Origin of the sequence: Flavobacterium sp. A45 (assembly GCF_002001005.1) — a bacterium.
GTDB lineage: Bacteria > Bacteroidota > Bacteroidia > Flavobacteriales > Flavobacteriaceae > Flavobacterium.
In genome coordinates this window covers 36,675-53,305 of sequence record NZ_MUNX01000104.1, presented here as the reverse complement: position 1 = coordinate 53,305, position 16,631 = coordinate 36,675, and the positions used below count along the sequence as shown (strand labels likewise).

Annotated in this window: 15 protein-coding genes; 7 read left to right on the top strand and 8 right to left on the bottom strand. The window is 34.3% G+C overall.

The annotated features are described in order from the left end of the window. Nucleotides 1–379: 379 nt before the first annotated feature. The 4 genes from B0E44_RS13320 to B0E44_RS13305 all read right to left on the bottom strand — a co-directional run bounded on the left by B0E44_RS13320 (nt 380) and on the right by B0E44_RS13305 (nt 5,188). The gene (locus B0E44_RS13320) at nt 380–1,369 is read right to left on the bottom strand and encodes an aspartate-semialdehyde dehydrogenase (RefSeq protein WP_077376047.1); all 990 of its coding nucleotides are present in this window, start codon (nt 1,367–1,369) and stop codon (nt 380–382) included. Between the two features lie 255 nt (nt 1,370–1,624). Further along, complete coding sequence (mscL, locus tag B0E44_RS13315; RefSeq protein ID WP_077376044.1) at nt 1,625–2,053, bottom strand: large-conductance mechanosensitive channel protein MscL; 429 nt, start codon at nt 2,051–2,053, stop codon at nt 1,625–1,627. A gap of 64 nt (nt 2,054–2,117) precedes the next feature. After that, the gene (locus tag B0E44_RS13310; protein WP_077376041.1) at nt 2,118–4,565 is read right to left on the bottom strand and encodes a bifunctional UDP-N-acetylmuramoyl-tripeptide:D-alanyl-D-alanine ligase/alanine racemase; all 2,448 of its coding nucleotides are present in this window, start codon (nt 4,563–4,565) and stop codon (nt 2,118–2,120) included. Between the two features lie 2 nt (nt 4,566–4,567). Continuing rightward, on the bottom strand, nt 4,568–5,188 hold the full coding sequence (locus B0E44_RS13305) for a thymidine kinase (RefSeq protein ID WP_077376037.1): 621 nt from the start codon (nt 5,186–5,188) through the stop codon (nt 4,568–4,570). Nucleotides 5,189–5,481: 293 nt separating this feature from the next. Between B0E44_RS13305 and B0E44_RS13300 the strand changes: the two genes are divergently transcribed. Genes B0E44_RS13300 through B0E44_RS13280 form a run of 5 tightly spaced genes read left to right on the top strand, consistent with a single transcriptional unit; the run spans nt 5,482 to nt 10,581 of the window. Beyond that, on the top strand, nt 5,482–6,438 hold the full coding sequence (locus B0E44_RS13300; RefSeq protein WP_077376034.1) for a hypothetical protein: 957 nt from the start codon (nt 5,482–5,484) through the stop codon (nt 6,436–6,438). 51 nt (nt 6,439–6,489) lie between these two features. Further along, a complete protein-coding gene (gene rsmI / locus B0E44_RS13295) occupies nt 6,490–7,206 on the top strand; it encodes a 16S rRNA (cytidine(1402)-2'-O)-methyltransferase (protein ID WP_077376031.1) in 717 nt (238 codons plus the stop codon). Nucleotides 7,207–7,216: 10 nt separating this feature from the next. After that, on the top strand, nt 7,217–7,561 hold the full coding sequence (locus B0E44_RS13290; protein ID WP_077376028.1) for a HopJ type III effector protein: 345 nt from the start codon (nt 7,217–7,219) through the stop codon (nt 7,559–7,561). 50 nt (nt 7,562–7,611) lie between these two features. Then, on the top strand, nt 7,612–9,300 hold the full coding sequence (recJ, locus tag B0E44_RS13285) for a single-stranded-DNA-specific exonuclease RecJ (RefSeq protein WP_077376025.1): 1,689 nt from the start codon (nt 7,612–7,614) through the stop codon (nt 9,298–9,300). 12 nt (nt 9,301–9,312) lie between these two features. Beyond that, nucleotides 9,313–10,581 carry an MFS transporter gene (locus B0E44_RS13280; RefSeq protein WP_077376022.1) on the top strand — a complete coding sequence of 423 codons (1,269 nt, stop codon included), beginning with the start codon at nt 9,313–9,315 and terminating at the stop codon, nt 10,579–10,581. A gap of 33 nt (nt 10,582–10,614) precedes the next feature. Here the strand turns inward: B0E44_RS13280 and B0E44_RS13275 are convergent, their stop codons facing one another. Genes B0E44_RS13275 through B0E44_RS13265 form a run of 3 tightly spaced genes read right to left on the bottom strand, consistent with a single transcriptional unit; the run spans nt 10,615 to nt 12,571 of the window. Further along, entirely contained in the window at nt 10,615–11,298 is a 684-nt protein-coding gene (locus B0E44_RS13275) for a GNAT family N-acetyltransferase (RefSeq protein ID WP_077376019.1), read from the bottom strand. Nucleotides 11,299–11,348: 50 nt separating this feature from the next. Further along, entirely contained in the window at nt 11,349–12,104 is a 756-nt protein-coding gene (locus B0E44_RS13270) for a UDP-2,3-diacylglucosamine diphosphatase (RefSeq protein WP_077376016.1), read from the bottom strand. A gap of 14 nt (nt 12,105–12,118) precedes the next feature. Then, a complete protein-coding gene (locus B0E44_RS13265; protein ID WP_077376013.1) occupies nt 12,119–12,571 on the bottom strand; it encodes a 6-carboxytetrahydropterin synthase in 453 nt (150 codons plus the stop codon). Nucleotides 12,572–13,082: 511 nt separating this feature from the next. Here B0E44_RS13265 and B0E44_RS13260 point away from each other — a divergent pair. Then, complete coding sequence (locus tag B0E44_RS13260; RefSeq protein WP_077376010.1) at nt 13,083–14,756, top strand: Ig-like domain-containing protein; 1,674 nt, start codon at nt 13,083–13,085, stop codon at nt 14,754–14,756. Here B0E44_RS13260 and B0E44_RS13255 read toward each other — a convergent pair. Continuing rightward, nucleotides 14,748–15,512, bottom strand: a complete 765-nt coding sequence (locus tag B0E44_RS13255; RefSeq protein WP_077376007.1) for an amidohydrolase — start codon at nt 15,510–15,512, stop codon at nt 14,748–14,750. The genes B0E44_RS13260 and B0E44_RS13255 overlap by 9 nt on opposite strands. A 256-nt stretch (nt 15,513–15,768) precedes the next feature. Between B0E44_RS13255 and B0E44_RS13250 the strand changes: the two genes are divergently transcribed. After that, on the top strand, nt 15,769–16,599 hold the full coding sequence (locus B0E44_RS13250; protein WP_077376004.1) for a helix-turn-helix domain-containing protein: 831 nt from the start codon (nt 15,769–15,771) through the stop codon (nt 16,597–16,599). Nucleotides 16,600–16,631 lie beyond the last annotated feature (32 nt).

Below are 16,631 nucleotides of genomic sequence, written 5' to 3'. Positions count from 1 at the left end.
AAACGAAAAAACGCTTTTTACAGTTGCAAAGAAATAGGGTATTTTCCAATTCCCAGCGAAGAATGCATAGGAATAATTTATTGGTGTTACAAAACTGCTAAAACCGAATTGACAAACATAACAATGATCAAAATTGTGGTGTTGGTGGGTAAACTCCGAACTGGAATTATAGGTATGATGACAGGATTTTTCAGAAAATTTTTCCTTTAAATGGCCGATACTATCAACCGATTGAAACAGTATTGAAAACAATACCGCAACAACCAAAGAAAAATTTAATATGAGCTGTTTCCTTTTCATCAACGCAAAGGTAAGAAAACAAAAAAACTACAACCGATTAAAGTTGTAGTTTTCTTGTGAATTAAATATCTGAAATGGATTAAACCAATTTTGCTGCAATTAAATATTCTGCAATTTGAATAGTATTAGTAGCTGCTCCTTTTCTCAAGTTATCAGCAACAATCCACATATTCAAAGTGTTTGCCTGACTTTCGTCACGACGAATACGTCCTACGAATACGTCATTTTTACCTTCGGCATATTTTGGCATTGGGTAAGTAAAAGTATCTAAATTGTCTTGAACCGTTACACCATCTGTTTGGCTCAAAAGAGTTCTTACATCGTTTACATCAAAATCATTGCTGAATTCAACATTCACTGCTTCACTGTGCCCACCAACAACTGGCACACGAACAGCAGTAGCCGTTACTTTGATTGAATCATCGCTTAAGATTTTTTTGGTTTCTTTAACCAATTTCATTTCTTCTTTGGTGTATCCGTTATCTTCAAAAACATCACATTGTGGGATACAGTTACGGTTGATTTCGTATTTGTAAACCATATCGCCTTTGATTCCTTTTTCTTCGTTTTCGAATTGTTGAACCGCTTTTACACCAGTTCCTGTAATGGATTGGTAAGTAGAAACAATCACACGTTTTACATTGTATTTTTTATGCAATGGAGCCAAAGCCAATACCATTTGAATAGTAGAACAGTTTGGGTTTGCAATGATTTTATCTTCTTTTGTCAATTGATTTGCATTGATTTCCGGTACCACCAATTTTTTGGTTGGATCCATTCTCCAAGCTGATGAATTATCAATAACTGTAGTTCCTGCAGCAGCAAATTTTGGGGCCCATTCTAATGACGTTCCTCCACCAGCAGAAAATAATGCAATATCCGCTTTCATATCAACGGCTGTTTGCATTCCTACTACCTTGTATTTTTTTCCTTGAAATTCAATTTCTTTTCCAACTGATTTCTCAGAAGCAACTGGAATTAATTCGGTTACAGGAAAATTTCTTTCTGCCAATACTTTCAACATTATTTCGCCAACCATTCCGGTAGCTCCTACAACTGCTATTCTCATCGTAACTATATTATAAGTGTGTATATTTTATTTTTGAAGTACAAAAGTATGTAATATTCAAAACATAACAAGCGTCTTCACAAAAATTAACAAATTGTTATAAATTAAACAAAAACAGAAAAACCACCCATTTATAAGGTGGTTTAGTTAGAATATATAGTGTAGAGCGGTATTGTTTTTTTATAGTTTCTAAGATTCTGAGACACTAAGTTTCTAAGATTTGAAATAGTACTATTTTTCTCTTTAACTTAGAATCTATTTCTTTAGTAAATCTCTAATTTGAGTAAGCAATTCTTCCTGTGTTGGTCCTGCAGGTGGAGCTTCAACCGGAACTTCTTGTTTTTTGGTTTTTTCATAAGCTTTCAGCACCATAAAGATACAAAAACCAATAATCACAAAATCAAAAACGGTTTGAATAAAAGCACCATAATTAATGGCAACTTCTGCAATTGCGGGCACTTTTTCAGCACCATTTTCCATAACAGCGGGAATGCCATCCTGAAGAACAATTTTTAGGTTTTTAAAATCTACTTTTCCCAATGCCAGTCCTATCGGCGGCATCAAAACGTCATTAGTAAAAGAGGTGACAATTTTTCCAAAAGCACCCCCAACGATTACGGCTGTTGCCAAATTCACTATTTCGCCTTTCATTAAAAAAGCTTTGAAATCACTAATAAATCCCATAATGTATTGATTTTGGTTAGTTTATAATGTAACGAATATACTCAATCTTTAACAAAAAAAGATGTTATTCCCTATAAAAAACACGTTTTACACGTTGAGAAATACTTGTAAGGATTTCATAAGGGATTGTTTTCAATTGTTCCGCCATATAAGAGACAGTTGGGCTTTCGCCAAAAATCACTACGGCATCTCCTTCTTTACAATCAATCTCGGTCACATCAACCATTAACATATCCATACAAACGCTTCCAAGAATGCTTGCTTTTTTATTCTTAATCGTAACAAAACCAATTCCATTTCCCCAACTTCTGGCAATTCCGTCGGCATAACCAATAGGAATTGTGGCAATTTTAGATTCTCTATTTGCCATAAATCGTCTGCCGTAGCCAACACTTTCTCCTGATTGAATGGTTCTGATTTGGGAAATAATGGATTTTAAAGTCCCAACATTTTCAAGATATTTTTGTTCTTCTGAATCATTAGAAACACCATAAAGACCAATTCCCAAACGAACCATATCGTATTGTGCCTGTGGAAAATTACTGATACCTGAAGTATTTAAAATATGACGAATGGGAGTAATCTCCAATTCGTTCATTAATTGAGAAGATAATTTTTCGAATAAATTAATCTGATACTGCACAAAATCTTTATGTTGCAAATCATCACTTGTGGCCAAATGTGATAGAATACTTTGTACTTTGACTGTTGAGTTTCCTTTCAGAGTAGCTATTAAATCATCAATTGTATTCGCCTCAAAACCCAAACGATGCATCCCAGTATCCACTTTAATATGAATAGGAAAATCTTTTAGTTTTTTTTGTTCCGCAATTTTCAGGAAAGCATTCAGTCCTTTCAAACTGTAAATCTCAGGTTCCAATTGATGCTGAATAATGGCAGGAAAACTAGTGTTTTCAGGATTCAAAACCATAATAGGCAATTTGATACCTGCGGTTTTTAACGAAATCCCTTCATCTGCGAAAGCCACTCCCAAATAATCTACTTTATGATGTTCCAGTAATTTTGCAATTTCAAATCCTCCACTTCCATAACCAAATGCTTTTACCATCGCCATCATTTTGGTGTTGGGTTTCAGCTTTGATTTAAAGAAGTTAAAATTATGGCTAATCGCATTCAGATTGATTTCAAGAACCGTTTCGTGTGTTTTCTCAGCAAATGCAGCTACAATTTCTTCAAACTGAAAAGATCGCGCGCCTTTTATTAAAATGGTTTCATTTTCGAAATGCAATTGCTCCAAATGCAATAAAAACTCGTTAGTGTCTTTAAAAAAAATGGCATTCGGAAGTTTTGTTTCTAATGTTGAAATCGTTTCACCAATACCAATAAAACGACTGATATTATTCGAAACAATCAACTCCGCCACTTTAGAATACAACACTTCATTCGACAATCCGCTTTGAAAAATATCCGAAAGTACAACCGTTTTTTTCTGATGTTGTTTTTGGCTTTCGAGAAAATCCAATGCTATTTTTAAAGATTGAAAATCGGAACTATAACTGTCATCAATAAGACTGCAATTATTGATTCCTTTTTTTACTTTCAAACGCATTTCAATCGGATACAATAATTCTATTCGACTTTGAATGGTTTTGGCATCATATTCAAAATGCAGTAAAACCAATAAACACGAAATCACATTTTCAACAGAAGCATCATCCACAAAAGGAATTTTCAAGGTCGAAACATTCTCTTTATAGGTATACTCAATATTTGTATGTTCGTGTGTATGTTCTTTTTTGCAAACAAAAACTGTAGCAGTTGTATCTGTAAATGACCAAGAAATTGCGTTAGTATTTGGAAGAATAAATTGCTCTACGCTACTGTTTTTTTGATAAATCACTACTTCCGAATCTTTGAAAAGTATCATTTTTTCTTTGACTTTTTCTTCCAGATTTTTAAACCCTTCATCGTGGGCAGAACCAATATTGGTTAAAATTCCAATAGTTGGCTGAATGATTTTCTCCAGTTTCGCCATTTCTGAAACGGTCGAAATTCCGGCTTCAAAAACACCTAGATTGTGTTTCTCATTAGTAGCAAGCACCGATAACGGAACACCAACCTGAGAATTATAACTTTTAGGACTTCGGATAATATTATAATCGGGACTCAACAAAAAATTGAGCCATTCCTTTACGATTGTTTTGCCGTTACTTCCTGTAACTCCTATAATTGGAAACGAAAAAAAGCTTCGGTAATGGGCAGCAGTTTGCTGTAAAGCTTCTAAAGTATTTTTAACAACTAAAAAATTAGCTTTTGATTCAAGACCATCGGGAATATGAGTCACGACAAAATTCCGAACGCCTTTACCAATTAAATCTTTTAGGTATATATGAGCGTCGTTATTGGTTCCAACTAATGCAAAAAAAAGTGTTTTTTCATTGTTTTGCAAAGAACGACTGTCAATAGAAATGTTATCAATAGATTCTCCTGTCGGATTTCCATTCCATTTCGAATTGAGGACAGTTTCAATATTTACAATATTTAAATTCAATCTTAGTCTTTATTATTGGGTTTATGACTCTCGCTGTTTTTGTCATCTTTTCTCATCGCGTGATAATAGGCAGCGCGACTCAATGGCTCATATTCCTCGGTTTCACCAAGCATTACGAGTTTATCATTATCCGTCTTTCGAAAACTATAATTGGCTAGATTCCCTGTTCGTGTACATACGGCATGAACTTTGGTCACGTACTCGGCAGTGGCCATAAGTGCGGGCATTGGTCCAAAAGGATTGCCTTTGAAATCCATATCCAGACCAGCAACAATCACACGAATCCCCTGATTGGCAAGATCGTTGCAAACAGTTACGATTTCGTCATCAAAAAACTGAGCTTCATCAATTCCAACCACATCACAGCCTTGAGCCAAAATCGCTATATTGGCCGCAGCGGGAACGGGGGTTGATCGAATTTCGTTGCTGTCGTGGGAAACCACCATTTCCTCATGATATCGAGTGTCAATAGCAGGTTTGAAAATTTCTACTTTTTGCTTGGCAAATTGTGCTCTTTTCAGCCTGCGAATAAGTTCTTCGGTTTTGCCCGAAAACATGGAGCCACAAATGACTTCAATCCAACCAAACTGCTCTTTATGATTTACTGTGTTTTCGAGAAACATTTTGTATTTTTCTAGCTTAAAAAATGAATAGTTTTTATTACTTTGTAACGGTAATAAATCGCATGGGTAAACTTAATTTTACCTAGTAAACGTTTTGAAATAAAGTGTTCGAATTTGATGAAGTTATTTTGAAACATTTACTTGGTTTCAAAAGTAGATAATTTTTATCAAATCGAAAATTTGAGAGATCTTATTTAAATAATAAATAGTAAAAAAGAAATCTATACCTCGCCAGCTAGTACAAACAAAGAATAATTTTATATAAAGCCATATTCATTATAATTTCAGAAGCCATGAAAAAAAAATTGGAAGCCGACTTAATCAGCATTGCTCATAGAATTTTACAACTTAAAAATAAATCTGACATCAATCAGCTTTTTTTAGAAACACAAAAATTATATGAAAAATTAGCAGTTTTACGATTTGTTGAAGAACATTTTTCGGATGCAAAACCAACTATTGGTCAAGCTGAAGTGGTTGAAAAAATGAAAGAGTTTTTCGAAAACATTCCTGTACCTGAATTTCAAAAACCAGTTTCAAGTATCAAAACTGCATTAGAAGAAAATCCTTTGGTCGAAATTATTGAGGATAAAACTATCAGCCCTGTTGTAGTGGAAGAAGAAACAGAAAAAGCTGAACCAGAAGAAATTATTGCAGCAATCGAAGAAGTTTCTGCACCAATTATTACGGAGCCTGTTGCCGTAGAAGAAGAATCTAAAGAGATTCTTTCAGAAGATACAGAAGAAAAACAAGAAGAAACAGAGATTGAACCAATAGAAACAATAAAACCAGAAACTCCAAAGAAAAAAGACGTTGTACAGATTTCCTTTGATGATCTTCTTGGTGGAAAATACACTGACCCTGATTTTGTAAAAGTTTCAGATAAAAAACAAAACGCCGATTCCATTCAGTCAGCTCCTTCTTTTGACTTTCAAAAAGAACCAGTTTTAAATGCTCCTCAAACCAGTTTCGAAAAAGAAGAGCCTAAATCAATTACTTTGAATGACAAATTAGTCAAAGAAATAGCGATTGGACTAAACGACCGAATTGCATTTGTCAAACATTTGTTTGGCGGAAGTAATGAGGATTATAACCGTGTTCTCAACCAATTGATAACATTTGACACTTTTCTGGAAACCAAAGCTTTTATAGACGAATTAGTAAAACCGGATTACAATAACTGGGACGGAAAAGAAGAGTATGAACACCGGTTTATGGAAATCATTGAGAAAAAATTCTTGTCGTTTTAAGAATTAAATCACTAATCATATTTTATTAAATACTCTCTTTAAGCTACAAAAATGTCCAAATTATATATCGTCCCAACACCTATCGGCAACCTCGAAGACATGACTTTTCGTGCCATTAGGATTCTTAAAGAAGTAGATTTAATTCTGGCCGAAGACACCAGAACGAGCGGTAAACTGCTCAAGCATTTTGAAATTGGCACGCACATGCACAGTCATCACATGCATAACGAACACAAAACAATCGAGAATGTAATTTCAAGATTAAAAGCTGGTGAAAACATCGCATTAATTTCTGATGCGGGAACTCCAGCTATTTCGGATCCAGGCTTTTTACTCACTCGCGCCTGTATCGAAAACGGAATTGCAGTAGAATGTTTACCTGGCGCAACGGCTTTTGTTCCTGCTTTAGTCAATAGTGGATTACCTAATGACAAATTCGTTTTTGAAGGTTTCCTTCCAGAGAAAAAAGGAAGACAAACCCGATATCTGGAACTTGCAGAGGAAACCCGTACGATGATTCTGTATGTTTCTCCACATAAATTAGTTAAAACCTTAGCCGAATTCATTACTTATTTTGGTAAAGATCGCACCATTTGTGTTTGCAGGGAATTATCAAAACTACACGAAGAAAATGTTCGAGGAACGGCTCATGAAGTGCTTACACATTTTGAAAAAACAGCCCCTCGCGGTGAAATTGTCGTAGTAGTTGCAGGAAAAACAATTGTAAAAGAAGCCAAGAAAAGTAAATTTCAAAAAGACGAAGAATAAATACAAGAATATGAACATCAATACCTTTTTAGACAAACTAAAACAAACTCCAACTGCCATAACATTCGCAGAAACGATTGCAACAATAGAAGAAAACTACACTTTTACACCGACCGCTTTTCAAAACGGAGAACAACACAATGCAGCTGGAGAAAACTCGGGATCTTGCAAATTATTTGCTTTTGCGCTATTGCAAAAATTATCCGTTGCCGAAACTTTAGCTTGTTTTGGAGCCTATTATTTTGAAGAAACTTTGGGTGATCCAAATGGGACCAATCACCAAAACATTCGCAACTTCATGAAAACAGGTTGGGACGGAATTCAATTTGAAGGAGAAGCATTGCTTTTGAAATAATTATATTTCATTAAATACAAAAAATTAGTACCCTAATACTGCCATAAAAAATGCGTTGGACACTTAAGCCAAAACCTGCTGAAGAAAAAATAAAGCACCTAGCCCAAGCTTTGAATGTAGAAGAATTCGTCGCAGCTTTATTAATACAAAGAGGTATTGAAACTTTTGAACAGGCCAAACTTTTTTTCCGACCAAGTTTAGACGACTTACACGATCCTTATCTAATGAAAGATATGGACAAAGCCGTCGAACGTATCGAAAAGGCCATTGAAAATCAGGAAAACATACTTGTATTCGGGGATTATGACGTTGACGGAACCACCGCAGTATCTCTCGTTTCTTCTTATTTAAAAAGCTATTATCCAAACATTGCCACTTATATTCCGGATCGTTATAATGAAGGTTACGGAGTCTCCTACGCAGGAATTGATTTTGCCGATGACAACGGATTTTCACTCATCATAGCTCTGGATTGCGGTATAAAATCTATTGATCATGTCGCTTACGCAAAAGAGCGAAACATAGATTTCATCATTTGCGATCATCATAGACCAGGGGCAACTTTACCTGAAGCCGTTGCAGTTTTGGATCCAAAACGTGAAGATTGTGATTATCCTTATGATGAATTGTGTGGTTGTGGTGTAGGCTTCAAACTCATTCAGGCCTTAGGTGCCAATAGAGACCAAACCATTGAAGATTTGGTATTGTATCTTGACTTGGTTGCCACAGCAATTGCAGCCGATATTGTACCCATGACAGGTGAAAACCGTGTATTGGCTTATTTCGGATTGCAGGTAATCAATGCGGAACCAAGACCAGGAATTAAAGCATTGATACATCAAATAAAAAAGAAAACACTCGACATTACTGATGTTGTATTTATAATTGCACCGAGAATCAATGCTGCAGGCCGAATCAAACACGGTAATCATGCAGTCGAATTATTAACTGAATTTGATTTTGAACAAGCACAGCAATTTGCCTCCGAAATTGAGCAATACAATTCTGACCGAAAAGATCTAGACAAACAGATTACCAAAGAAGCACTCCAGCAAATCGCCCAAAACAAAGAAGAGAAAAACTTCACTTCGGTGGTTTTTCAAGAGGATTGGCACAAAGGAGTCATCGGAATTGTGGCTTCCCGATTAATCGAAACCTATTATCGTCCCACATTGGTTTTTACAAAAAGTGGTGATAAATATGCCGCTTCTGCACGATCAGTAAAAGGATTTGACGTATACAATGCGCTCGAAGCCTGTTCCGAACATTTGGAACAATTTGGAGGACATATGTATGCGGCGGGAATGACTTTGGCAGCAGAAAACTATCAAAACTTCAAAAATGCATTTGAAAAAATAGTTCAGGAGACCATTCATCCCGATCAATTAACTCCTGAAATATCCATAGATGCCGAAATCAATTTTGAAGACATTTCTCCAAAATTAATTCGGATCCTGAAACAATTTGAGCCTTTTGGACCATTAAATATGACTCCTGTTTTTTTAACAAAAAAAATAAAAGACACTGGTTATGCCAAAACACTAGGTTCTGAAGATGAACACTTAAAGTTATTTGTAAAACAAAACAATACTGAAGGTCTTACCGCTATTGGCTTTGGACTAGGAAATAAAAAGGACTTAACCTGCAATCAAAAAGAATTTGATGCTGTATATTGCATCGATGAAAATGAGTGGAATGACAAAGTAAGCATTCAATTACGATTAAAAGACATTAAATAATTCAAGATTAAGATGAAAAAAAACGATCCATACGCAGCCCTGAGATTTAAAGAATTCAACACCTTTTTATTGATTCGTTTTGCCATGGTTTTTGCCTGGTCCATGCAATTTATCGTAATCGAATGGGAAGTTTATAGAATTACAAAAAGTGCACTTTCACTTGGTATAATTGGTTTAATGGAAATCATTCCGGCCATAGCAGTGTCATTATTCGCAGGACATTTTGTCGATCAAAATGAAAAGAAAGGGCTTCTATCAAAATGTATTTTAGGCTTTTCAGTAATTAGTCTAGGATTGTTTTTAATTACTTGGCCAGAAATAAATTCAGGTTTGTCAACGACAACTATTCTATATACTATCTATGGTCTAGTCTTCTTCGGAGGAATTGTTCGTTCTTTTTTAGGGCCAACTGTTTTCTCGCTTTTGGCATTAATTGTTCCTAAAAAAGCCTATTCAAACGCGGCGACTTGGAGTAGTTCCGTTTGGCAAGTAGGCTCGGTTGTGGGGCCAGCCGTGGCAGGTTTTTCTATTCATTTAATTGGAGTTCATTGGTCAATGTGTTTGGTTCTAGCGTGCTCTGTTTTTGCTTTACTACTGTTAACCCAAATTGGAGAAAAACCTATTTTGAATCCAAAAATTGGCGAACCTGTTATGGAGAGTTTAAAGGAAGGAGTTAAATTTGTTTTTAACAACAAAACGATTTTAAGTGCCCTAACGCTAGATATGGCTGCAGTTTTGTTTGGGGGAGCAGTAGCCCTACTCCCAATTTTTGCCTTGGATATTTTAAAAGTAGGACCTCAGGGATTTGGATTTCTAAGAGCAGCACCAGCAGTTGGTGCTATTTTGACTATGTTTTTTACAGCCTACGTTCCTGTGAATAAAAATGCTGGAATGAAATTATTGACCGCCATCTTCCTATTTGGTGTATGTATCATTATATTTGGTCTTTCTACAAGTTTTTGGATTTCGCTTTTAGCTTTATTTTTTAGTGGAGTTGTTGATGGAATTTCTATGGTTATCAGACAAACCATTTTACAGCTTAAAACTCCCGATCACATGCGCGGTCGTGTAGCCTCCGTAAATTCAATATTTGTAGGTTCTTCAAACGAGTTGGGTGCTTTTGAAAGCGGACTAACCGCAAAACTGATGGGAACCGTTACTGCTGTTGTATTTGGCGGAAGTATGACACTAATTATTGTGGTTTTCACAGGCTTGGTATCTCCTGAATTTAGAAAATTAGATTTGCGAAAAGATTTGGAAGATCATGAAAATCAGTCGTAAAAGTTATTGAGACAACATTTTTTAAAAAATATCTTACTCAGTTTTTACAATATTCCAAACACTTATTTTGGTTCTGGTTACAAAGCCTAATTTTTCATATAGCTTGGTTGCTCCAACATTGGATTCGGCAACATGTAAAAATGGGGTTTTGTTTTTTGCAAAAATAGCATTTGCAGTATGAGTAACTAATTGCTTTGCGTATCCTTTCCCAGTATGTTCTGGATGTGTAATTACAGCACTTACTTCGGTGTATTCATCCATTTGCATTCGTTCGCCAGTTACAGCAACGAGTTGATTGTTTTTATAAATGCCATAATAATTTCCCAATTCAGCAGTCTTCTTTTTAAAATAATCGGGATATACAATTTTGACCAATCCCAATAAATCGTCTAAGTGTTCCTCCTCTAATTTCACAATCTCATCATCGATATTTCCCTCAATTCTGTCATGAATAATCATTTGCAAACAGATTAATTCATTGTTCAATTTTAGGCTGTGTGGCACATTTGGTTTCTGCCCTATAATAAAAAAATTACTGGCTAATTTAGAGTATTCAGAAATAGACTTCTCCATGTTATCAAAAGCAACAAAACCTCCGAAAGGGCAATAATCGGGATGATAAAATTTTATAGTTCCAAAATCAATTACGAAATCTTTATGAGTTTCGGACACTGAATACCAAACAGGATTGTCTAATTTATGATTACCAGTTGCCATCTTAATTTTATTTATAAAATGCCGAAAGTGAGTTGAATTACTTGTAGAATTTATTCAAACTTTTTAACCTCGAATTTTTCTCCGTCAAAAACTCCGTAGGTAAAATAAGTGATCCAATCGCCAAGATTTACATATTCTGAATTTTCGCCGACTGATTTTATCATGGGCAAATGACGGTGACCAAAAACAAAATAATTATAATGTTTGGTTTCCAATTTTCGTTTGGCATAAAGAATAAGCCATTCGTTTTCCTCACCTAAAAACTTAACGTCTTCGGAACCTGAGATAAGTTTGTTTTTAACAGAAAGATATTGAGCCAATTTCACTCCAAGATCGGGATGAAGCCATCTAAAAAGCCACTTGGAAAATGGATTGGTAAACACTTTTTTCATGCGTTTATAGCCTAAATCACCAGGGCCTTTTCCATCGCCATGTCCAATCAAAAAGGTTTTGTCTCCAAAAGTAAATTCTTTGTTATCGTGATAAACAGGAATGTTCAACTCGGTTTCAAAATAATCGGCCATCCATAAATCATGGTTTCCCACAAAAAAATAAATAGGTATTCCGCTGTCGCGAATTTCGGCCAACTTACCTAAAATACGAACAAACCCTTTTGGAACAACCGTTTTATATTCGAACCAAAAATCAAATAAATCACCTAAAAGAAAAATCGCTTCGGCATCGTCTTTTACCTCGTTTAGCCAAGCGACAAACTTATGCTCTCTTGGAAAACTCAACTCTGGAGTTGGTGCGCCAAAATGTTGATCGGAGGCGAAATAGATTTTTTTATTGTTGGATAATTGCATGAACTACGTATAAATTATTGATTGTCGCTTGCAAACCATTCAGCAAATGAAGACTCTGTTTCCTGCAATTTCAAAGAAAAAAGTTGAATATTTTGAGGTAATCTGCGGATGATTCTTTGAGAAAAATCGACTACCATATTTTCACTTGTAGGCTGATAATCAACCAATATTACGTGATGATCACGAGATTTTAGCTCCTTTGCCAATTCAATATGAGGAGTTGTTTCATTAAAAACAGTTGCATGATCGAATTGATCGACAATCTCTTCCTTCACAATTTTTTTTAGATCCGAAAAATCAATGACCATACCAAACTTCACATTGTTCCGATCCGTAATTGGTTTCCCAATAACGGTAACCGACAACTTATAACTATGACCATGCACATTTTTACATTTCCCATCATAACCGTATAATGCATGACCGGTTTCAAAATTAAATTGTTTGGTGATTCTAATATTGCTCATTGAAGATCTATTTTGAGTGCAAATTTAATGAATTAGCATGAGAAATGGCCCGTAAATGTGGAGCAAACATATTTGCTTAATTATAACGCAAAGATTCTCGAAGTACTCGCAGAGAATCGCAAAGATTTTTATGATTGTGCTTAACTTGAATGAATAATTCATGTATTAACTAAATAGAATTTATAAAAAAAGGTGTGTGTGTTTTTAACCATATAAGAAATATAAGTTCATAGAAGAAAAACTTAAATGAGCTTATATTTCTTACATGGTTAATTGAATTAAAAACATGTTTTTTATCGTGAATCCCTAGCCCTGATTACTTCACTTAGTATTCATTTTAATTGGAGTTCAGTGAACTTCGTTTGAAGCGATATCCTTTTTATAAGGTGATTTTTCTTCACCTTATAAAAAGATACAAGCGGATAGCAGGAAATAGCTCCTAATAATTCGTGAAATATTTCGATTACATTAAATATAATTGTTATTTTGTAGAATCAAATTTTAGTTCATTATGTTCAAAAAACATTTTAAATATATTCCTTTTTTATTTCTTCTTTTTTTTATTAGTTGTGCCAAAAGAGGCTCCATTACTGGTGGTGCAAAAGATACTATTGCTCCTACTTTGAAATCCAGTTTCCCTGAAAATTATTCGGTTAAATTTCAAGGCAATAAAATCAAACTTACTTTTGATGAAAACATCAAGCTTAAAAACCTAAACAAGCAATTGATTATTTCGCCTCCAATGAAGAATGAACCGTTGATTACTCCAACGACTGCAACAAAAGTATTGACCATCACTATAAATGACACACTACAACCCAACACGACGTATAGTATGAATTTTGGGCAAAGTATTGCCGATAATAACGAGGGAAATCCGTTCAACCAATTTAAATATGTGTTTTCTACGGGAGATTATATCGATTCTTTGGCACTTGGCGGAAGAGTAAAAGATGCTTATGATAAAGAAGTTGCTTCTTTTGTTTCGATTATGCTTTATGAAGCGAATGAAAAATTTAACGATTCTACCGTTTACAAAGAAACCCCTCGATATGTTACCAATACTTTGGATAGTTTGAAAACGTTTAGATTGGAGAATCTAAAAGCGGGGAAATACTTTTTGGTTGCTATGAAAGACAACAATAGCAATAATAAATTCAACCCCAAATCAGACCGAATAGGATTTAACAAACAAATTGTAACGATTCCTAATGATACCGTTTTTGAATTAGAATTATTTAAGGAAGAGATGCCTTTTAAAGCCCTTAAGCCAAGTCAATCCTCAGGAAATAGATTAATTGTAGGTTATGAAGGAAATCCAAAAAACAATGGCGAATTGGCCAAAATCACTTTGAAAAACAATGGCGAAATTGTACCTTCAATAGTTACAAAAATAGAAAAAAAAGACTCTTTGCAAGTGTGGTATAAACCTTTGAAAGTGGATTCGCTTTCGCTAAATATTGTAAAAGACAAGTACCAAAAAGACTTTACTTTTAAAATCAAAAATCAAAAAAATGACACTTTGAGCATTAAGGCCGTTCAAAGTGGAATTTTGAATTTTAGAGACCGATTTACATTGGAATCCAATACTCCATTGGTAAATTTTGACAAATCAAAAATGAAACTTATTGACAAAGATTCGGCTGACGTTGCATTTACTACTGCATATGATGAATACACCCAACGATTATATGTCGATTTTAAAATAGAAGAAGCACAGAAATACCATTTAAAATTGATGCCAGGCGCTGTTACTGATTTTTTAGAAAAAACAAATGATACTCTATCATTTAGTACCAGTACCAGAAACCGTGCTGATTACGGAAATCTTATCGTGAGTTTAAAAAACGTAAAACAATTTCCAGTTATTATTGAATTGACTGATGAAAAAGGTGAAATTGTCAAAGCAAGTGAATATACCGAAAGCAAAACAGAAATTGAATTTAATCTCCTAGAACCTTATTTATATACACTTCGGGCAATTTATGACGAGAATAAAAACAAGGAATGGGATACAGGAAGTTATCTCGAAAAACGACAAGCGGAAGAAGTTGTTTATTTTTCTAAAGGAGTAGATGTTCGAACCAATTGGGATGTGAGTCAATCTTTTGATTTAAGTATCCCATATACTCCAGAACCCAAGAAGAAAAAAGAAAAAGAGAAAAAGAAATCGAGTTCATTTTAGCACGAAAGAATCTCGATCGCTTAAAAAGTTAAATTTTTTTCTGGCCAGGAGTAACTCGGCTTTATTTAATTCGACTATAAAAACCCCTTTAATTTCTATAGGTTCCATAATGTAATCTCCCAAGAAATTGACAACTTGGGAATGTCCATTATATTGAAAATTGTTATCATCTTCCCCAATTCTATTGACTCCAATAGTATAACTCATGTTTTCTATCGCACGTGCATTTAACAAAGCATCCCAAGCTTTTATTCTTATTTCTGGCCAATTGGCAACATAAATCAGCAAATCATATTCCTCTACATTTCTGGCAAAAACAGGGAAACGCAAATCATAACAAATCAGCGGACAAATTTTCCATCCTTTATATTCAACAATTAATTTTTTGCTTCCTGCGGTATAGATTTCATCTTCTCCAGCTAGAGTAAACAAATGTCTCTTGTCGTAAAACTGAATTTCGCCCGAAGGGAAAACAAAAACCAATCGGTTATAGAAATTTCCTTTTTCGGTAATAACTAAGCTTCCTGTTATGGCTGCGTTTTTGGCTTTCGCCAAATGTTTTAGCCAAGTAATTGTTTCGCCTTGCATCGTTTCGGCGACAGCATTGGGATTCATAGTAAAACCCGAAGTAAACATTTCAGGAAGAACAATTAAATCAACACTTTCGGAAATGGCATTGATTTTTTCTCCGAGCTTTTTTCTGTTTTTTTCTGGGTTTTCCCAGAATAAAGAAGATTGTATTAAGGCTACTTTCATAGTATAAAATTAGTGAAATTTAAATCTCAAATAAAAAAAATATAATCATCAAACACATCTGTTTTAAACTTTAACTTAAATCTTTTTGTGAGTTATTGAAGGCTTTTCAAATTCTTATAAATCATTCTTATAATAATTATAGCTAACCATATTAACCTTTAAATTTTATAGGCTATAAGTTATTACTTGATATTTTATTTATATTTACGCTCAGCAAAAGCTAATGGTATATACGACTATTATATAATCGAATAATATGCTTAAAGAATTCTCTTATAAACAGTTTGGCAATCTAAACTTTACAGAACAGGAACTTGATGAAAACACGTTGATCAAAATTGATGAACACATCAAAGTTTTGTTTTTACCAAAACAATCCAAAATTCAAGTTGATTTTCAGGAGTTTCAAATAGAAACTGATTCTTTGCTTTTCTTAAATCCAAAAGTGATTATAAAACCGAATGAAGCTGAATTTGGAGGTGAGTTATTATTACATTTTAACAGAGATTTTTATTGCATCGAAATTCACGATCAGGAAGTCGCTTGTGATGGAATACTCTACAATAATGTTTTTGAAATTCCATTTATTCAATTAAATGAAGATCAATCGAAAGATATTCAAAATATAATTCGGGAAATACAATCTGAAATGAAGGATGAAGATGCAAACACCGAAGAAATGTTGCGAATATTATTGAAACTCATTATTCTCAAATCGACCAGAATATGGAAACAGCAGCATTTGTTATCAGAGAATAATCAGCAATCAGATGTTCAATTTCTGAGAAAATTCAGCAAACTGGTAGAACAGCATTATAAAACACATCATACTGTTGCTGACTATGCGGGAATGTTGTTTTTAACTCCAAAAAACCTCAGCAAGAAAATTGGCTTATTAAGTAAAGACACGCCAAACGACATCATAAAAAACAGAATTATACTCGAAAGCAAACGGCTGTTAGCACATACAGCAATGACTGTAAAAGAAATAGCTTTCAGTTTAAATTATGAAGATGATGCTTATTTCATTCGGTTTTTTACAAAAAATACAGGCATTTCACCTTTGTCATTTCGAAAGCAATTCTAGTATTAAATGAATATTTTATTAAAGTGCGGTTT